This is a genomic window from Actinomadura sp. ATCC 39365, assembly GCF_054392275.1.
The window spans coordinates 10,770,646-10,787,941 of sequence record NZ_CP184335.1; the positions used below are offsets into that span (position 1 = coordinate 10,770,646).

At 70.0% G+C, this 17,296-nt stretch carries 12 protein-coding genes and 1 pseudogene; 5 read left to right on the forward strand and 8 right to left on the reverse strand.

Features of this window, described 5'->3' with window-relative positions; translation table 11 throughout:
- Positions 1-8: 8 nt before the first annotated feature.
- The 4 genes from smpB to prfB all read right to left on the reverse strand — a co-directional run bounded on the left by smpB (position 9) and on the right by prfB (position 3,613).
- Positions 9-476, reverse strand: coding sequence for an SsrA-binding protein SmpB (gene smpB / locus ACNF49_RS51390; protein ID WP_357970350.1), 468 nt, complete (start codon positions 474-476; stop codon positions 9-11).
- Positions 477-499: 23 nt separating this feature from the next.
- Entirely contained in the window at positions 500-1,408 is a 909-nt protein-coding gene (gene ftsX, locus ACNF49_RS51395; protein ID WP_357970347.1) for a permease-like cell division protein FtsX, read from the reverse strand.
- 20 nt (positions 1,409-1,428) lie between these two features.
- Entirely contained in the window at positions 1,429-2,118 is a 690-nt protein-coding gene (ftsE, locus tag ACNF49_RS51400) for a cell division ATP-binding protein FtsE (RefSeq protein WP_020541427.1), read from the reverse strand.
- 379 nt (positions 2,119-2,497) lie between these two features.
- A complete protein-coding gene (gene prfB, locus ACNF49_RS51405; protein WP_357970344.1) occupies positions 2,498-3,613 on the reverse strand; it encodes a peptide chain release factor 2 in 1,116 nt (371 codons plus the stop codon).
- 71 nt (positions 3,614-3,684) lie between these two features.
- Between prfB and ACNF49_RS51410 the strand changes: the two genes are divergently transcribed.
- Positions 3,685-4,692, forward strand: coding sequence for a DUF8094 domain-containing protein (locus ACNF49_RS51410; RefSeq protein WP_482945695.1), 1,008 nt, complete (start codon positions 3,685-3,687; stop codon positions 4,690-4,692).
- 19 nt (positions 4,693-4,711) lie between these two features.
- Here the strand turns inward: ACNF49_RS51410 and ACNF49_RS51415 are convergent.
- The 3 genes and pseudogenes from ACNF49_RS51415 to ACNF49_RS51425 form a co-directional block, all read right to left on the reverse strand.
- Positions 4,712-9,579, reverse strand: a pseudogene (locus tag ACNF49_RS51415) (NAD-glutamate dehydrogenase).
- A gap of 257 nt (positions 9,580-9,836) precedes the next feature.
- On the reverse strand, positions 9,837-10,034 hold the full coding sequence (locus ACNF49_RS51420) for a zf-HC2 domain-containing protein (protein WP_357970337.1): 198 nt from the start codon (positions 10,032-10,034) through the stop codon (positions 9,837-9,839).
- Positions 10,034-10,579: a sigma-70 family RNA polymerase sigma factor gene (locus ACNF49_RS51425; protein WP_364325670.1), complete on the reverse strand. Its 546-nt coding sequence runs from the start codon at positions 10,577-10,579 to the stop codon at positions 10,034-10,036. Before ACNF49_RS51425 ends, ACNF49_RS51420 begins: the two co-directional genes overlap by 1 nt.
- 162 nt (positions 10,580-10,741) lie before the next feature.
- Here ACNF49_RS51425 and ACNF49_RS51430 point away from each other — a divergent pair, with 162 nt between their 5' ends.
- The 4 genes from ACNF49_RS51430 (at position 10,742) to ACNF49_RS51445 (ending at position 16,292) form a co-directional block, all read left to right on the forward strand.
- Positions 10,742-12,181, forward strand: a complete 1,440-nt coding sequence (locus ACNF49_RS51430; RefSeq protein WP_498703690.1) for a DUF1996 domain-containing protein — start codon at positions 10,742-10,744, stop codon at positions 12,179-12,181.
- Positions 12,182-12,236: 55 nt separating this feature from the next.
- Positions 12,237-13,058, forward strand: a complete 822-nt coding sequence (locus ACNF49_RS51435) for a ferric reductase-like transmembrane domain-containing protein (protein WP_482942217.1) — start codon at positions 12,237-12,239, stop codon at positions 13,056-13,058.
- A gap of 31 nt (positions 13,059-13,089) precedes the next feature.
- On the forward strand, positions 13,090-14,697 hold the full coding sequence (locus tag ACNF49_RS51440; protein WP_357970328.1) for an NADH-ubiquinone oxidoreductase-F iron-sulfur binding region domain-containing protein: 1,608 nt from the start codon (positions 13,090-13,092) through the stop codon (positions 14,695-14,697).
- A gap of 86 nt (positions 14,698-14,783) precedes the next feature.
- Complete coding sequence (locus tag ACNF49_RS51445) at positions 14,784-16,292, forward strand: FAD-binding oxidoreductase (RefSeq protein ID WP_482942218.1); 1,509 nt, start codon at positions 14,784-14,786, stop codon at positions 16,290-16,292.
- A 1-nt stretch (position 16,293) separates the two neighbouring features.
- Here ACNF49_RS51445 and ACNF49_RS51450 read toward each other — a convergent pair whose 3' ends face one another.
- Positions 16,294-16,956: a L,D-transpeptidase family protein gene (locus ACNF49_RS51450; protein WP_482942219.1), complete on the reverse strand. Its 663-nt coding sequence runs from the start codon at positions 16,954-16,956 to the stop codon at positions 16,294-16,296.
- Positions 16,957-17,296: the final 340 nt, after the last annotated feature.

The window sequence follows — 17,296 nt, forward strand, 5'->3', positions numbered from 1 at the left end:
CGCCGCTCTCATCGGTTGCGGTGCCGCAGGGCCCGCGCCATCTCCCGCTTGGCCTGCTGCTCGGCCAGCGACTGCCGCTTGTCCCAGTCTTTCTTGCCCCGGGCGACGGCGATCTCGATCTTGGCCCGGCCGTCCTGGAAGTACAGGACCGTGGGGATGATCGTGAGGCCGCCCTCCTTCGTCATGGCGGCCAGCTTCTCGATCTCCTTGCGGTGCAGCAGCAGCTTGCGCTTGCGGCGGGCGGCGTGGTTGGTCCACGTGCCCTGCGTGTATTCGGGGATGTGCACGTTGAGCAGCCACGCTTCGCCACCGTCGATGCTGGCGTAGCCGTCGACGAGCGAGGCGCGGCCCTCGCGGAGCGACTTCACCTCCGTGCCCTGGAGCACGAGCCCCGCCTCGAAGGTGTCCTCAAGGTGGTAGTCGTGCCGGGCCCGCTTGTTCTGGGCGATGACCTTCCGCCCGGTCTCACGTGGCATGCTTCGACCTTACCGGCGATTCCTCACACCCTGAGGTATCGGCGGAGCGTCACGAACGAGGCCAGCACACAGATCACGACGCCGATGGCCATGGTGAGCGTGATGGTCTGGGCCACCGCGTCCCAGCCGAGCTGGGCCATGCCGCTGCCGAAGTAGCCGGCGATCTCCTCGAACAGCAGGACCTTGGTCACGATCAGGATGATGGCCGCGAAGACGCCGCCGATCAGACCGGCGATCACGCCTTCCATGACGAACGGCAGCTGGATGTAGAGGTTGGAGGCGCCCACCAGGCGCATGATCCCCGTCTCCCGGCGCCGGTTGAACGCCGACAGCCGGACCGTGTTGCCGATCAGCAGCGCCGCGGCCAGCACCAGAACGATGGCGACGGCCAGCGCGTAGAAGGACAGCTTGTCGAGCAGGTCGAAGAACTTGCCGATGAGCTGCTTGTGGTCCATCACCTGGGACACGCCCGGCTGGCCCTTCACGGCGTCGATCACCGGCTGGTAGTTGTCGGGGTCGACCAGTTTCACGCGGAACGACTGCGGCATGTCCTCGACCCTGGTGGCCTGGACGAGCGTCGGGCTGGCCTGGTAGGCCGTCTTGAAGTTCTCGTACGCCGTGCTCTGGTCCTCGTAGAAGACCTCCTTGACGCCCTGGAGCCCCTCGAGACGGGCCTTCAGCGCCTTGGTCTGGGCCGGCGTGACGGCCTTGCCGTTGCACTCGGGGATCGCGGTGCCCTTGGTGCACAGGAAGACCGAGATCTCGACCTTGTCGAACCAGAAGGACTTGAGCATGGAGACCTGGGTGTTGATCAACAAGCCGACGCCCAACATCGCCATGCCGACGGCCACGGTGATGACGACCGCGATCGTCATGGTCAGGTTGCGACGGAGGCCGATCCAGACCTCGGAGAAGATGAAGTTCGCCCGCATGTTCTGTCTGCCGCTCCCTGTCAGTACGCCTGGCCGTAAACGCCACGCGACTGGTCACGGACGATTTTCCCGTCTTCCAGCTCGACGACGCGTTTGCGCATGGAGTCCACGATGGCCGCGTCGTGCGTGGCCATGACGACCGTGGTGCCAGTTCGGTTGATGCGGTCGAGCACCTTCATGATGCCGATGCTCGTCGCGGGGTCGATGTTGCCCGTGGGCTCGTCGGCCAGCAGGATCATCGGCCGGTTGACGAACGCGCGGGCCATGGCGACACGCTGCTGCTCGCCACCGGACAGCTCGTCGGGCATGCGATGGGCCTTGCCCTCCAGGCCGACCAGCTCGATGACCTCCGGCACGACCTTGCGGATGAACCGCCTGGGCTTGCCGATCACCTCTAGGGCGAACGCCACGTTCTCGTAGACGTTCTTGTTCGGGAGCAACCTGAAGTCCTGGAAGACGCAGCCGATGCGGCGGCGCAGGTGGGGCACCTTGAAGTTGGAGAGGCGGGCCAGATCCTTGCCGGCGACGTGGATCGCCCCGGAGTTGGGCCGCTCCTCCTTCAGGACCAGACGCAGGAACGTGGACTTGCCTGACCCCGAAGGGCCGACGAGGAACACGAACTCGCCCTTGTCCACGTCGACGGAGACGTGGTCGAGAGCGGGCCGGTTCTGGTTCGCGTAGACCTTGGTGACATTATCGAAATGGATCACGAGAGCATCACGGCATGCCAGTCTAGGGGTCAGGACGGAAGCGAGGGTGGCACATGCCCATTTCCCGCCGCCGACCGATCGGGGGCGCCGTCTTTACTGATGATCGACGTTCCGATTGGCCAGACGACAGTCTAGGGGGAAGACTGGCATGGAACGTCCATAACGGAAACAAAACGATTGTGCGGCTAGACTTGGGGCTGTCATGAGTTGTGAACACCTCGTATGCGCGCAGTGCGCCCACCCCGTGATCGAGGGCCGCTGCCCCCTCTGCCGAGCCAACAGGGAGCGGATGCACAATCACGGCTTCGCCGGACTGTCACCCGCTCTCGTCGCCGTCCTGCTCCTCGTGCTGCTCTTCGCGACGCTGGTGCTCAGGCACCTAGTCGGTGCCTGACTCCGCCCTGCGCATCCAGCGGATCTCCGACTCGATGAACCCGTCGAGGTCGCCGTCGAGCACCGCCGACGGGTTGCCCGCCTCCGTGCCCGTGCGCAGGTCCTTCACGATCTGGTACGGGTGCAGCACGTAGTTGCGGATCTGCGTGCCCCATGACGTGGTGGTCGCGCCACGCAGCTCCGACATCTTCTCCGCCTCCTCCTGCCGCTTGCGCTCCAGCAGCTTGGCCTGGAGCACGTTCATGGCCGAGGCGCGGTTCTGGAGCTGGGAGCGCTCGTTCTGGCAGGAGACCACGATGCCGGTCGGCAGGTGGGTGATGCGCACCGCCGAGTCGGTGGTGTTGACGCCCTGGCCGCCGGGGCCCGAGGACCGGTAGACGTCGACGCGCAGGTCGTCCTCGTTGATGTCGATGTGGTCGGTCTGCTCGACGACCGGCACGATGTCGACGCCCGCGAACGAGGTCTGGCGGCGGCCCTGGTTGTCGAACGGGCTGATGCGGACCAGCCGGTGGGTGCCGTGCTCGCCGCGCAGCGTGCCGTAGGCGTAGGGGGCCTTGATGGTGAACGTGGCCGACTTGATGCCGGCCTCCTCCGCGTAGGAGGTGTCGTAGACCTCGGTGGAGTAGCCCTTGCGCTCGGCCCACCGCAGGTACATGCGCAGCAACATCTCGGCCCAGTCGGCGGCGTCGACGCCACCGGCCTGGGAGTTGATGGTGACGAGCGCCTCGCGGGCGTCGTACTCGCCCGACAGGAGCGTGCGCACCTCGAGGGCGCCGATGTCGGTCTTGAGGGACTCCAGCTCCTTGTCGGCCTCGAGGCGCGTGTCGTCGTCGCCTTCCTCGTCCGCGAGCTCGTAGAGCACCTTCAGGTCGTCGAGACGGCGCGCGACGCCCTCGACGCGGTTGAGCTCCCCCTGGAGGTGGGAGAGCTTGCTGGTGACCTTCTGCGCCTGCTCGGGGTCGTCCCACAGGTCTGGGGCGGCAACCTGCTGCTCCAGCTCCTCGATCTGCTTGCGCATCGCGTCGAGGTCGAGCACGTCCTGGATGCTGCGGAGCGTGTTCGCGAGCTCGTTGATCTCTTCTGCCGGATCGATGCCTGCCACGTCTCCCTAGGGTACGCGACCCTCGCGTGCACGAATAACATGGCGAGGTGCGTGCATACGGTCGGGGGAAGATGCTGGCGCTCGCCGTCGGCGTGCTGGCCGCGGCGACCGCGTGCACAGGCCCTGCTCAGACGTCCCCGGCGGTGACTCAGGGAAAGGCGGGCGCCACGGGCGCGGCCAGCCCCTCGCCCACCGCGCCGCCGCCCGCCGTCACGCGTCAGGAGGCGGCCGAGGCGGTCGCCGAGATCCTGCCCACCGACGACGTGCTGCGCGTGGAGAGCCCGGTGACGGGGCGGCTCCTCCTCGGCACCGACCTGGTCCGCGACGGGCAGCTGGCGCTCACGCAGGCCGCCTTCGAGTCCACCGGCGACCGCCCGCCGCGCTACGCCTGGGGCTCGCCGACCCTCTACGTGCCCAGGTTCGCCCAGGGCGAGCGGGCGCCCTGGTTCAGCGCGCTGGCGACGCGCAACGGGCAGCCGACGCTGCTGACGTTCGCCAAGAGCGGCGACGACTGGCTGCTCAGCTCGGCCGCGCAGCTGCTGCCGGGCCAGGAGCTGCCGCGGGTGCGGCTCGACGCCGACGGCTACGCCACGGCCCTGACGCCCGACGACAAGACCGTCACGATCAGCCCCCAGTACATGGGCCCGGTGCACGCCAGCGTGGCCGAGACCGGGTCGGCCGGGGTGACGGCGGGCCTGCTCGCCGACGGGCCGTACACGACGGAGGTGGCCAAGCAGATCGCCACTGACCGCGAGAAGGCCAAGAAGGACGGGTTCAGCTACGACTCGATCTTCAGCGCCGACAACTGGCCGGTCTACGCGCTGCGCACGGCCGACGGCGGCGCGCTGATCCAGTACTCGCTGTCGCGCAACACCTCGACCCGCACCGTCGCCAACAACACCTACATCATCCCGGTGCCGCCGGAGGCGGGCTGGGCCATCTCGACCTCGTCGGTGCGCCGCAGCCTCAAGCTCACCGAGGTCCACCAGTACGCCACGGCGGTGCCCCCGCTGTCGGCCCCGGCCGCCGCCCGGGTCGTCGCCCACGACGGAGCCCTCACCCGCGCCAGCGGCGAGTGAGGGCCCCCTCGGGCGGTTCCTACGCCTCCGTGTGAGGCAGGTTGCTGGCGGCCACCAGCGTGCGGATCGCGCGCAGGGCCACCGAGAGCGTCGCCAGGTCGAAGTGGTCGCTCTCCCAGATCTCCGACAGCGTCTGGCGGGCGCGTCCCACGGCGGCCGAGTTGCCGTCGGTCCACCGGGCCAGCCGCTCCTCGGGGGCAGGCCGGACGTGCTGTGGGCCAGCACGTCACGCGTCAGCGAGGCGTGCGCGGCGTACAGGTCGTCGCGCAGGGCCGAGCGGGCGATGGAGTTCCACCGGTTGTCCCTGGGCAGGGCGACGACGCGTTCGCGCAGGCGGGCCAGCTGCAGGCGGTCGGCCAGGTCGAAGTAGACCTCCGCCACCTCGTTCACCGGACGGCCCGTCAGGGACGCCACCTCGACCAGGTCCAGCGTCGAGTACGCGGGCACCATCGCCGCCACCCGCTCGGCCAGCTCCTGCGGCACCCCGCGGGCCACGAAGGAGTCGCGGCGCTCCTCGTACGCGGCCAGGTCGGGCCCGGTGAGCAGCTTGGGGATGTGCGCGGACAGCCCGTTGACGCCCTTCAGGAAGAAGCCGACCGACCCGGCCAGGTCGAGCGGCGGACGCCGGTTGACCAACAGCCAGCGGGTGCCGCGCTCGACCAGCTTGCGGCCCTCCAGCAGCATGGCGATCTGGGTGGCGGTGTCGACCTCGTTGTCCAGCGCCTCCACGGCCCGGTAGAAGCTCGGCAGGTCGAAGACCTCCCGAGCCACCAGGTACGCCCGCACGATGTCGGACGTGGAGGCGCCGGTCTCCTCGGCGAAGCGGAACATGAACGTGGTGCCCATGGCGTTGACCAGCTCGTTCACCACGCAGGTCGTGATGATCTCGCGCCGCAGCGGGTGGGCGTCCATGTACGTGCGGAACCGCTCGCGCAGGTCCGACGGGAAGTACGACACCAGCCACGACGCCAGGTACGGATCGTCGGGCAGCTCGGAGCCCAGCACCTCGGCGTCGGCCACCAGCTTGGTGTAGGCCAGCAGGACCGAGAACTCCGGCGCGGTCAGCCCGAGCCTGGCCTGCCGCCGCTCGGCCAGCGTCTTGTCCGAGGGCAGGAACTCCAGCTCCCGGTTGACCAGCCCGTCGCGTTCGAGCTTGCGCAGGTAGCGGGCGTGGATGTGGAGCATGTCGACCGCCTGGGCGCGGGTCGCGTCGAGCACCACGTTCTGGGCATGGTTGTCGCGCAGCACCAGGTCGGCGACCTCGTCGGTCATCGAGGTGAAGACCTGGTTGCGCTGCTTGTCGGTCAGCTCGCCGTCGCGCACGACCTGGTCGAGCAGGATCTTGATGTTCACCTCGTGGTCGGAGGTGTCCACCCCGGCCGAGTTGTCGATGAAGTCGGTGTTGACCAGGCCGCCGTTCAGGGCGAACTCGATGCGGGCGAGCTGGGTGAAGCCCAGGTTGCCGCCCTCGCCGATGACCTTGCACCGCAGGTCGCCGGCGTCCACGCGGAGCATGTCGTTGGCCTTGTCGCCGACGTCGGCGTGGGACTCCGAGCCGGCCTTGACGTAGGTGCCGATGCCGCCGTTCCACAGCAGGTCGACGGGGGCCCGCAGGATGGCGCTGATCAGGTCGTTGGGGGCCAGCGAGTTGACGCCCGCCTCGATGCCCAGCGCCTCGCGCATCTGCGGGGTGATCTGGATCGACTTGGCCGTACGCGGGAACACGCCGCCGCCCGCGGAGATCAGCGAGGGGTCGTAGTCGTCCCAGGAGCTGCGCGGCAGGTCGAACAGGCGCTGCCGCTCGGCGAACGACCGGGCCGCGTCGGGCGTGGGGTCGATGAAGACGTGCCGGTGGTCGAAGGCGGCCACCAGCCGGATGTGCTGGGAGAGCAGCATGCCGTTGCCGAACACGTCGCCGGACATGTCGCCGATGCCGGCCACGGTGAAGTCGGTGGTCTGCACATCGACGCCCATGGTGCGGAAGTGGTACTTGACCGACTCCCAGGCGCCGCGGGCGGTGATGCCCATGGCCTTGTGGTCGTAGCCGACCGAGCCGCCGGAGGCGAAGGCGTCGCCGAGCCAGAAGCCGTACTCCTTGGCCACGCTGTTGGCGATGTCGGAGAAGGTGGCGGTGCCCTTGTCGGCGGCGACGACGAGGTAGGTGTCGTCGCCGTCGTGCCTGACCACGTCGGCCGGCGGCACGACCTTGCCGTCGACCAGGTTGTCGGTGATGTCGAGCAGGCCGGAGATGAACATCCGGTAGCAGGCCACGCCCTCGGCCAGCACGTCCTCGCGGGTGCCGGACGCGGGCGGCTGCTTCACCACGAACCCGCCCTTGGACCCGGTGGGCACGATGACGGTGTTCTTCACCATCTGCGCCTTGACCAGGCCGAGGATCTCCGTCCTGAAGTCCTCCATGCGGTCGGACCAGCGCAGGCCGCCGCGGGCGACCTTGCCGAAGCGCAGGTGCACGCCCTCGACGCGGGGCGAGTACACGAAGATCTCGTACTTCGGCCGCGGCAGCGGCAGCACGCTGATCGCCTGCGGGTCGACCTTCAGCGAGATGTACGGCTTGCGCTGCCCGTCGACCGTCTGGAAGTAGTTGGTGCGCAGGGTCGCCTGGATCATCTCCAGGTAGGCCCGCAGGATGCGGTCCTCGTCGAGGGAGGCCACCTCGTCGAGGGCGCCCAGGATCTCCTCGTTGAGCGCCTCGACGAGGTCGACCCGCACGTCGTCGCCGCGCCTCGGGTCGAGCTTGGCCTCGAACAGGCGGACCAGCAGCCGGGCCAGCCGCACGTTGCCCAGCAGCACGCGTTCCATGTAGAGCTGGGAGAACGTGCTGCCGGCCTGCCGCAGGTACTTGGCGTAGACCCGCAGGATCTCGACCTGCTCCCAGGTCAGGCCCGCCCGGAGGATGAGGGCGTTGAAGTTGTCGGCCTGGACGCGGCCCTGCCACAGGGCGCTCAGGCCGTCCTGGAAGAGCCGCTTGAAGTCGTTCCTGTCCACCTCGCCGGAGGGGGTGTAGCGCAGGCCGAAGTCGTAGATCCAGGCGTTCTTGGTGCTCGCGTCGCCGTCCCGGTCGATCTCGTACGGCCGCTCGTCCACGACCTCGACGCCGAGCCGCTGGATCAGGGGCAGCGCCTCCGACAGGGAGATCGGCGAGCCGACCTTGTAGATCTTCAGCCGCCGCTCGCCCTCGGAGGCGTCGTACGGCTCGTACAGGTTGATCGCCACCTCCTCGCCGTCGGCGACGAGCTGCTCCAGGCGGCGCAGGTCGACCACGGCGACCTTGGGCGGGAAGTCGGCCTTGTACCCCTCGGGGAAGGCGGAGACGTACCTCCTGGCCAGCGCGGGGGCCTCCTCCTCGGAGGTCATCTCGTCGAGGGCGGTGGCCAGGTCGTCCTCCCAGGAGCGGGTGAGCGCGGCCAGGCGCGCCTCCAGCTCCTCCACGTCGACGGACGGCGCGGGCAGCTGCTTGCCCCGCTCGCCGCGCACGACGACGTGCAGCCGGGCCAGCACGGACTCGCCGATCATCGCGCTGTAGTCGAGCGACCTGCCGCCGAGCGCCTTGAGCAGCACCTCCTGCATCTTCAGCCGCACCTTGGTGGTGTAGCGGTCGCGGGGCAGGTAGATCAGGCAGGAGATGTAGCGACCGTAGTCGTCGCGCCGCAGGAACAGCTTGACCTGCTTGCGCTCGCGCAGCCGCAGCACGCCGAGCGCGATCGGCAGGAGCTGGGCGACCGAGGTCTGGAACAGCTCGTCGCGCGGGAACGTCTCCAGGATCTCGATCAGGTCCTTGCCGTCGTGGCTGTCGGGCGCGTGGCCGGCGGCGTTGAGCACCTCGGCCAGCTTGCGGCGCAGCACGGGGATCCGGGAGATCGACTCGTTGTAGGCCACGTGCGTGAGCAGGCCGAGGAAGCGGCGCTCCCCGATCACCTCGCCCTCGGGCGAGAACAGCTTGACCCCGATGTAGTCGAGGTAGGTCGCGCGGTGGACGGTGGCCCGGCTGTTGGCCTTAGTGATGATCACGAGCTGCTTCTCGCGGGCCTTGGCGCGCACCTCCGCGGGCAGCGCGGAGAAGCTGTCGGAGCCCACCTTGTCGTCGCGCAGGATGCCGAGCGCGGCCCCGGGCAGGGCCTTGAGCATCTCGCCCTGGTCGGTGTGCTCCAGCCGGTACTCGCGGTAGCCGAGGAACGTGAAGTGCCCGTCGGCGAGCCAGCGCAGCAGGTCGAGGCTGTCCTCGACCTCGGCGGGCTCCAGCGGCGGCGGGTTCATGCTCAGGTCTTCCGCCGTCTGGACGGCCAGGGCCCGCATCTTCCTGAAGTCCTCGACCGCGTACCGCACGTCGGCGAGCACCCGCTGCAGGTCGGCCTCGACGCGCTTGAGCACCGCGGGGTCGGCCTGGCGGTCGATCTCGATGTGGATCCACGACTCGACCAGCATCTGGCCGGTGACGTCCTCCTGGCCGCGGCCGAGCATCCGGCCCGTCATGTCGCGGCGCACCCGCATCTGGGGGTGGACCACGAGGTGGGTGCCGATGTCCTGCCTGTCGAGCTCCATGGTGACCGAGTCGACGAGGAACGGCATGTCGTCGGTGACCACCTCGACGACCGAGTGCCCCGGGTCCCAGCCGTTCTCCTCCAGCGTGGGGGTGTAGGCGCGGACCACGGCCCGGCCTTGCGGGCGTACCTCGGCGAGCTGCCGCTGGGACATCGCCGGGCCGTACACGTCGACGGGGTTGCGGTCGAGCAGGTCCTCGGGTGCGACATGGCGGTAGTAGAACCGCAGGAAGGAGAGGGCCTCCTCCGCGCTCATGTGCTCGCTGCCGACCGCGCAACTTTCCGCGGCTCTTTGCAGCAGCTCATCCTTGGCCTCGTCGAGCGGCATTTCGCTCTCACTCCTTTGTGAGGGTTTGCCATGGCTGTTCATAGCCAGGCTCTTAGTTCCCATAGCGAGGGGAAGTAGTGCAGACGCGTACGTCCGCGGAGACGGGCGACTGCCGGTCGCCTTCCTCGCCGGACCACCGATGCGGGGGAAACGGGCGCATCACCGTCGATGCCCACCGAACACCTCCCCCTGAACGCCCGGCCTGGTTCCGGGCGTGTGCCTCGCCGTACCGATATCACCCGAAAAGGGCATAGACGTCAACGTGACATCGACATGGGGGGATCATCGCCGGAGGCCGAGGGGGCGGTCTTGAGGTCGTCGAGCCGGTCCGGAAGCTCGGCCAGCTCCAGGAGCTCGGCCTGACATCGCTCGCACTGGTCGAGGTGGCGTTCGAACGCCTCGTGCTCCTCTTCGTCGAGGACACCGAGGACGTAGGCGGCCACCCCGTCGTGCATCAGCCGGCTACCCCCTTGTCCCGCAGCTGTTCGCGGAGAGCCCGGATCCCGTAGTAGAGCCGGGACTTCACCGTGCCCGGCGGTATCCCCAGAATCTCCGCCGCTTCACTTATCGTACGGTCTCGGAGGTAGGTCTGCTCAATGACTTCGCGGTGTTCGGCGGACAGGCTGCGCAGCGCGTCGGCGACGACGATCGCCGAGAGGGCGCGCTCGGAGCCGTCCGGCACCGACATCTGGTCGACTTCGGGCGGCTCGACCTCGTGAGGCCGGGCGCTCTTCCGTCGGCGTCCATCGATAACGATGCGGCGGGCCACTGTCAGCAGCCACGCCCATAAAAGGCTCGGTTCCCATTGCAGTCTTGCCGAGTTTCGCCAGGCCCTGACCAGCGTCTCCTGTACGACGTCCTCGGCCCATTGCAGATCGTTACCGGTCGATTTGCGTACGTGGCGCAGCAGAGGGCCGCCGAACTCCTGGTAGAGCACCGCGATGCGATGTTCCGCCTCGGCATCCGCACTCTCGAACCTGCCGTCGAGGTGACCTAGCACGGGGCACATCTTTACACCTTCGTTATCCGTCCGGCAGCCACTCCGATAACTCCAGTTATTTCTAACTATCTCCGGTCATGGGTGAACCCGATGGTGTAAGCCCGCGTACCTCCCACCATGCAACGGCTGACAACCATGAGAACCGGGCGCATGGCCGCGGCCATGACCGCTCTTGCCGTGGCGGCGGGCGGCCTGGTGTCCGCCGCCGTCATCGGCGTGGCGCCGGCACGGGCCGACCACTGCGACCCCGCCCAGGCAAGCCAGGACAACGCCCGCCGCCGGGGCGACCGCGCCCCCGACCAGCAGGCCCCTGACCAGCAAGCGCCCGACCAGCAGGCGCCCGACCAGCAGGCCCCTGACCAGCAGGCGCCGGATCAGCAGGAGCCCGACCAGCAGTTCCCCGACCAGCAGGCGCCGGACCGGCAGGGGCGGGGCGGCGATCAGCAGGTGCAGGGCGGCGGGATCGTGCTGCGCGACCCGGCGCGGTCGCCGGAGCCGGAGGACTCCGGCGACGCCCTGTTCCGGCGCGACCGCTCCCCCCGCGCCCCCACGGCCGCCCCGGACGCGCCCCAGAACCCCGACCAGAACTCACAGAACCCCCAGGACCCGCAGGACCCCCAAAATCCCCAGGACCCCCAGAACCCGCAGGACCCCGGTGACCAGTCGCAGGACCGGCGGGGCCGGCCGACCCGGACCGCCTCCCCCTCCCCCACGGCCTCCCAGGACGACGACTGCAAGGACCTCGGCCCGTTCGTCACCGACTTCGTGGACATCCGCCAGGTTCAGCCCCTGAGGCTGGACGCCGGCATCGGCAGGAACGGCTCACGCGGCACGTTCGTCGCTCAATGCGGCACCAACCGCAATGGTCACAACAACCCCGACAATTTCATCGTGGCCCCCGGCGTGAGCAACGGCGCCCACCACCTCCACGACTACGTCGGCAACCTGTCCACGGACGGTTTCTCCACCGACGAGAGCCTGGCCGCCGCCGGAACCACCTGCCGCCTAGGGGATAAATCCACTTACTTCTGGCCGGTTCTGCGCGACCGCAAAGTGGACGCGAACGTCCAGGACCCCGACGGCAACGTGGGCCGGGTGATCCGCGCCGGTACGGTGAGCCTGCAGTTCCGCGGCAACGCGACCTCCAGGGTCGTCGCGATGCCGAGGTTCCTGCGCCTGATCACCGGCGATGCCAAGGCGGGGACGAACGGCGCCGCGAACGCCCGCGCCCGCTGGAGCTGCACAGGATTCACAAATCGCATAAGTCCCGATAAATATCCGCTTTGCCCGCGCGGAAGTCAGGTTCTTCGTATTCTGGATTTCCCCAGCTGCTGGGACGGTCAGAACACCGACAGCGCCAATCACCGCACGCACGTGGTCTTCCCCGGGCAGAACGGCGCTTGTCCGCAAGGCACCAGGGCGATTCCGCAACTGCGCATGCTCCTCGCCTACACGGTTCCACAGGGTCCGTCGTTCGCCGTGGACGCGTTCCCTGAACAGAAGCACAACCCGGTCACCGACCACGCGGACTTCGCCAACGTCATGCCAGATCGGCTGATGCAGTTCGTCGTCTCGTGCATCAACCGGGGTCGCCGCTGCTGACACGTCCCCATCAGCCTTCCGAGTCGTACCCTCACCCGACCTTGGAGGGAAATAGATGCTCCACAGACGACACCCCCGGCACGCCCCCACCAAGCTGGACACAAGGAATGTCCGGCTGGGGGCGAGCGCCTCGTTGACGGCCGTCCTGTTGTCGGTGTTCGCGCTGGCCAGGACAGAACGCGGCGTCGCGCTGCTCGGCCGAGGAGTGAGTTTCCTAGAGTTCTACGCGGGCGTGTTCGCCCTGGTGCTGCTGACCGCGACGGTCGCGCTCGGCCTGCTCACCACCGAACGCGTGTTCCTGTCCCCGCCCAACCGGGTCAGGGCCCAGCTCGCGCACCGCGCCACCGCCCTCATCGGGCTCGCCTACCTGGTCACGCACATCGTCCTCATGATCGGCCTGGGACACGCGCCGCCGGGTGCGGCGGTCGTGCCGGTCGCCGGGATCTACGTGGGCTTCGGCGCGCTCGCCTTCGATCTGATGGTCGTGGCGGTGGCCACGGGGATGCTCAGGGGCCGCTTCGCCGTCCGGGGCACGCCGTGGTTGTGGCGGCTGCTGCACTCGGCCGCCTACCTGGCCTGGCCCATTGCGATCATGCACGGGCTGACGGCTGGCCGGTCGCCCGCCGGCTGGGTGGCCTGGTCGTACGTGGCGTGCCTGGCCGCGGTCGGGTCCGCGCTGATCGTGCGGGTGCTGGCCACGCTGCGCAGGCCGCCCGCCGTACCGGAGAGGGTCGAGGCGCCCGCCGTGACGGCCGGGGTGGCGGCGGACGTGCCCGTCGAGCGGCCGCGGGCGACGGCGGCGGCCACAGCGGCGGCGGCGGCCGACGCGCCGGTGAGCCTGGCCGACGCGCGGCGCAGGTACCGGGAGGCCGGATGAGCCCGCGCCGAGCGACCCCGGGGAGGCGGTCATGATCCCGCACCGGGTGCCGCGCGTGTTGCGGATGGGCCCGGCGCGGCTGACCGCCGGGCTCGACCACTGCCGGCGGCTCGACCTGCCCGCGCACCGGACGCTGCACGGCGAACCGCGGCCGCGCGAGTTGGCCGAGCTCATCTCCATGGTGAACGAGGTCGACATGCGCGGGCGGGGCGGCGCCGCCTTCCCGTTCGCACGCAAGCTGCGGGCCGTGGCCGACGCGGCGGGCACGGGCGAGAGCGTGGTGCTGGTCAACGGCGCCGAGGGCGAGCCGGCCAGCTCCAAGGACGCCATGCTGCTCACCCGAAACCCCCACCTCGTGCTGGACGGCGCCATCCTGGCGGCGGAGGCGCTGGGCGCCCGCGAGGTGGTCGTGGCCACGGTCGAGGGCGAGGTGGCCGAGTCGTCCGTGGCGGCGGCCGTGGCCGAACGCCGGGCCGCGAACGTGTCGGGCGGTTCGGAGAGCCGCATCCCGATCCGGGTGGTCGGGCTGGCGGAGAGGTTCATCAGCGGGGAGGGCGGTGCGCTCGTCCGCGGCGTGAACGGCGAGGAGGCCATCCCGCCGGGAAGGAAGCGGCGGGCCGCGACGAGCGGCGTGGACGGGCTGCCGACCCTGCTGTCCAACACCGAGACCTACGCCCAGTTCGCGCTGCTGGCCGAGTACGGCCCGCAGAAGTACGCCGAGGTGGGCACCAGCAAGGAGCCCGGCACGATCCTGCTCACGGTGAGCGGCGGCGCGGCCAACGGCGCGGTGATCGAGGCGCCGACCGGCGTCCTGCTGGCCGACGTGCTCGCGCTGTGCGAGGCCGAGGCCGGGGACGGCGTGCTGGTCGGCGGCTACCACGGCGCATGGCTGTCGGCCGAGGTGGCCGGGTCGGCGGTGATCTCGCGGGAGGGCATGAAGCTGGCCGGCGCCACGCTGGGCGCGGGGATCATCGTGCCGCTCGGCGAGGCCACCTGCCCGCTGGGCGAGGCGGCCAGGGTGGCCTCGTACCTAGCCGCCGAGTCGGCCGGGCAGTGCGGTCCATGCCGTCTGGGGCTGCCCGACGTGGCGCGTGCCCTGTGCGCGATCGCCGAGGGCACGGGCTCCGTCGACGCCGTGCGCCGATGCGTGCGGGCCGTCGAGCGGCGTGGCGCGTGCTTCCATCCCGACGGCACGGCCAAGTTCGTGTTGTCGGCGCTGGACGCATTCGAGAGCGAGATCGCGCTGCACCTGGAGCACGGCTCGTGCGGCCGGCCGGTGCGCGGCGTGCTGCCGATGCCCGAGCCGGAGGTGGAGCCCGAGTACCGGCTTGAGGTGGATTGGACACGCTGCCAGGGGCACGGCCTGTGCGCGCACCTGCTGCCGGAGTTCGTGGACCTGGACGACTACGGGTTCCCGTCGTTCCGGAACGTGCCGGGGTGGATGGTCAAGGACGCGCGGCGGGCGGTCGAGATGTGCCCGGCGCTGGCCCTGCGGATCGTCCAGACGAGCGGGGAGGCGCCGAAGCCGCCCACGTCGCCGCTGCGGCTGGTCAAGGACGGCGTGCTGCGGAAGGCTCCCGGGCTGACGCGGGTGGGGGCCACCACGAACATCTTCGGATTCGGCGGGACAGCGGGGTGATGTCGGTAGTGATGTAGTTGTGACCAACTTGTCCGGAGGGCCAGGCGTCTCATCGATCGGTTCGACACGACCGACGGGGGACGCCCATGGACCGCCGCGACTTTCTCCACCTCACCGCGCTCGCGCCGCTGGCACTCGCCGCCGACGCGAGGACGCCCGCCGCACCGGCCATCGGCGCCCGGCCGTCCGGTCCGGGTCCCCACGGCCCCGGTCCGCGCGGCGCTGAGCTGGTCGGCGCGCTCGGCGCCGGGCGGTCGGCGCCGCCGCCGGACTGGGCGCGGCTGCGCGGGCGGCTCGCCGGCACCCTGGTGCTGCCCGGCGACTCCGGGTACGACAGCGCCCGCCGCCTGGTCAACCCGGCCTACGACCGGATCACGCCGGGCGGGGTGGCCTACTGCGCGAGCCCGGCGGACGTCTCGGCGTGCCTGGCCTTCGCGCGCGCGAGCGGCGTCGCGGTCACCCCGCGCTCCGGCGGCCACTCCTACGCGGGCTGGTCCACCGGCACCGGCCTGGTCATCGACGTGTCCCGGATGAACACGGTCGCCTACGCCGCCGGACGGGCCACGATCGGGGCGGGCGCCAAGCTGGTCGACGTCTACGACAGGCTGGCCCGGCACGGCGTGAGCATCCCCGCGGGCTCGTGCCCCACGGTCGGGATCGCCGGGCTGGCGCTGGGCGGCGGCATCGGGGTGGTGTCCAGGAAGTACGGCCTGACCTGCGACACCCTGGAGTCCGTACGCGTGGTCACGGCCGACGGCCGCCTGCTGACGGCGGACGCCACCCACCACTCCGGCCTCTACTGGGCCTGCCGCGGCGGTGGCGGCGGCAACGTCGGCGTGGCGGTCTCCTTCACCTTCCGGACCCACGCCACGCGCGACCTCACCGTGTTCTTCCTGCACTGGCCGTGGTCCAGGGCCGGGGCCGCGGTGCGCGCCTGGCAGTCGTGGGCGCCGTCCGCGCCGGACAAGCTGTGGTCCTCGCTGCACCTGGCGCGCGAGGAACGCGACCTGGACGTGCTCCTCGTCGGCACGTACGAGGGTCAGAAGGCGTCACTCGACCGCCTGCTCGCCCCGCTGGTCGCGCGGGTCGGCACGCCGTCGTCGAGGTCGGTGCGGACGACGTCGTACCGGGAGGCCATGATGATCATGGCGGGATGCGCGTCACGGCCGGTGGCGCAGTGCCTCCGGCCGCGGCGGGAGGCGTTCGCCGCCAAGTCGCACCTGGCCTACGCCGAGCTCCCCGCCGACGGCGTGCGCCGCCTGGTGGACGGGGTGGCCCGCGGCGGACGGCACGCCGTGCTGCTGGACGCACTCGGCGGCGCGGTGGGCCGGGTCAAGCCGGCGGCCACGGCGTTCCCGCACCGGGCCGCGCTCTACAGCGTGCAGTACTACGCGAAGGGCACGGACCGGACGTGGCTGCGCCGGCTGCACGGCGAGATGACCCCGCACTTCGGCGAGCACGCCTACGTGAACTACGTCGACCCCGACCTGACCGGCTGGCGCGGCGCCTACTACGGCCCCAACGCCGCCCGCCTGGCCGAGGTGAAGTCCACCTACGACCCCGACCGGCTGTTCCGCCTGCCGCAGGGCGTCTGACCTACTTCTCCCGCACATAGACCGGCTCGCCGATCTTCACCATGTCGAACAGCCGCTTCGAGGTGGGCAGCGGCAGGCGGACGCAGCCGTGCGAGGCGGGCCGCAGCGGCACCTTCGACGAGCCGTGCATGGCGATGCCCCCGACGAAGTAGAGCGAGTCGTACATCGTGCCCAGCGGGCCTTCGGTCCAGCCAGGCGCGCGGCTGGTGACGTGGAAGTCGCCGGTCGGGGTGATCGCGTTGCCGCAGTGGCCGTTCTCGCAGTAGTTCACCCGCGCGCCCGTCGAGATGTGCGAGATGAGCGCCGGGCGGCGGTGGCGGTAGACGATGAGGAGCTGGTAGCGCAGGTTGATCTCGACCCGGTCCGCCTCGCCGCGCGGGACCAGCGGCTTCATCCGCACCGGACGGTCGAAGGCCCGCCACACCTCCGGCCCGACCGCGCCCTGGGGACGCAGGTGCCGGTGCTTCTGGAAGGCCCACACGCCGAACTTGGTCTGCTCGTCGTAGACGCCGTTGAGCCTGCCGTAGTAGTAGCCGTTCCGGTGCAGCCGCTCCTGGAGGCGTCTGACGGTCTCGCCGCGGTCGCCCGGCCGCAGCACGATCCCCCCGCCGGGCACCGCCTTGTCCGCCTTGACCGCCCGGTCGACACTTTCTGGTCGGTCCACCCTTTCCGACCGGTCCACCCTGTCTGGCCGGTCCACCCTGTCTGGCCGGTACGCCCTGTCTTCTATGTCAACCGTGTCCGCCGCGTCCGCCCTGTACGGCCTGTCCGGCCTGTCCGCCACCGCGGGCGTGTCCGCCCTGTCAGCCTTGTCCGGCGTGTCCGCCACGGCGGGCGTACCGGCCAGGAGGGGAAGCCCACCACATCCGAGAGCGGCGAAAACAACCGCTCTCCGAATCTTTGTGATCATAGGTCAACGCCTACCCAGATCGCCGACAATTCACGACACTGGCAAATCCCACTAAAAACAGACATATCGCTTTTGCTCGACGACACGGTCAAAG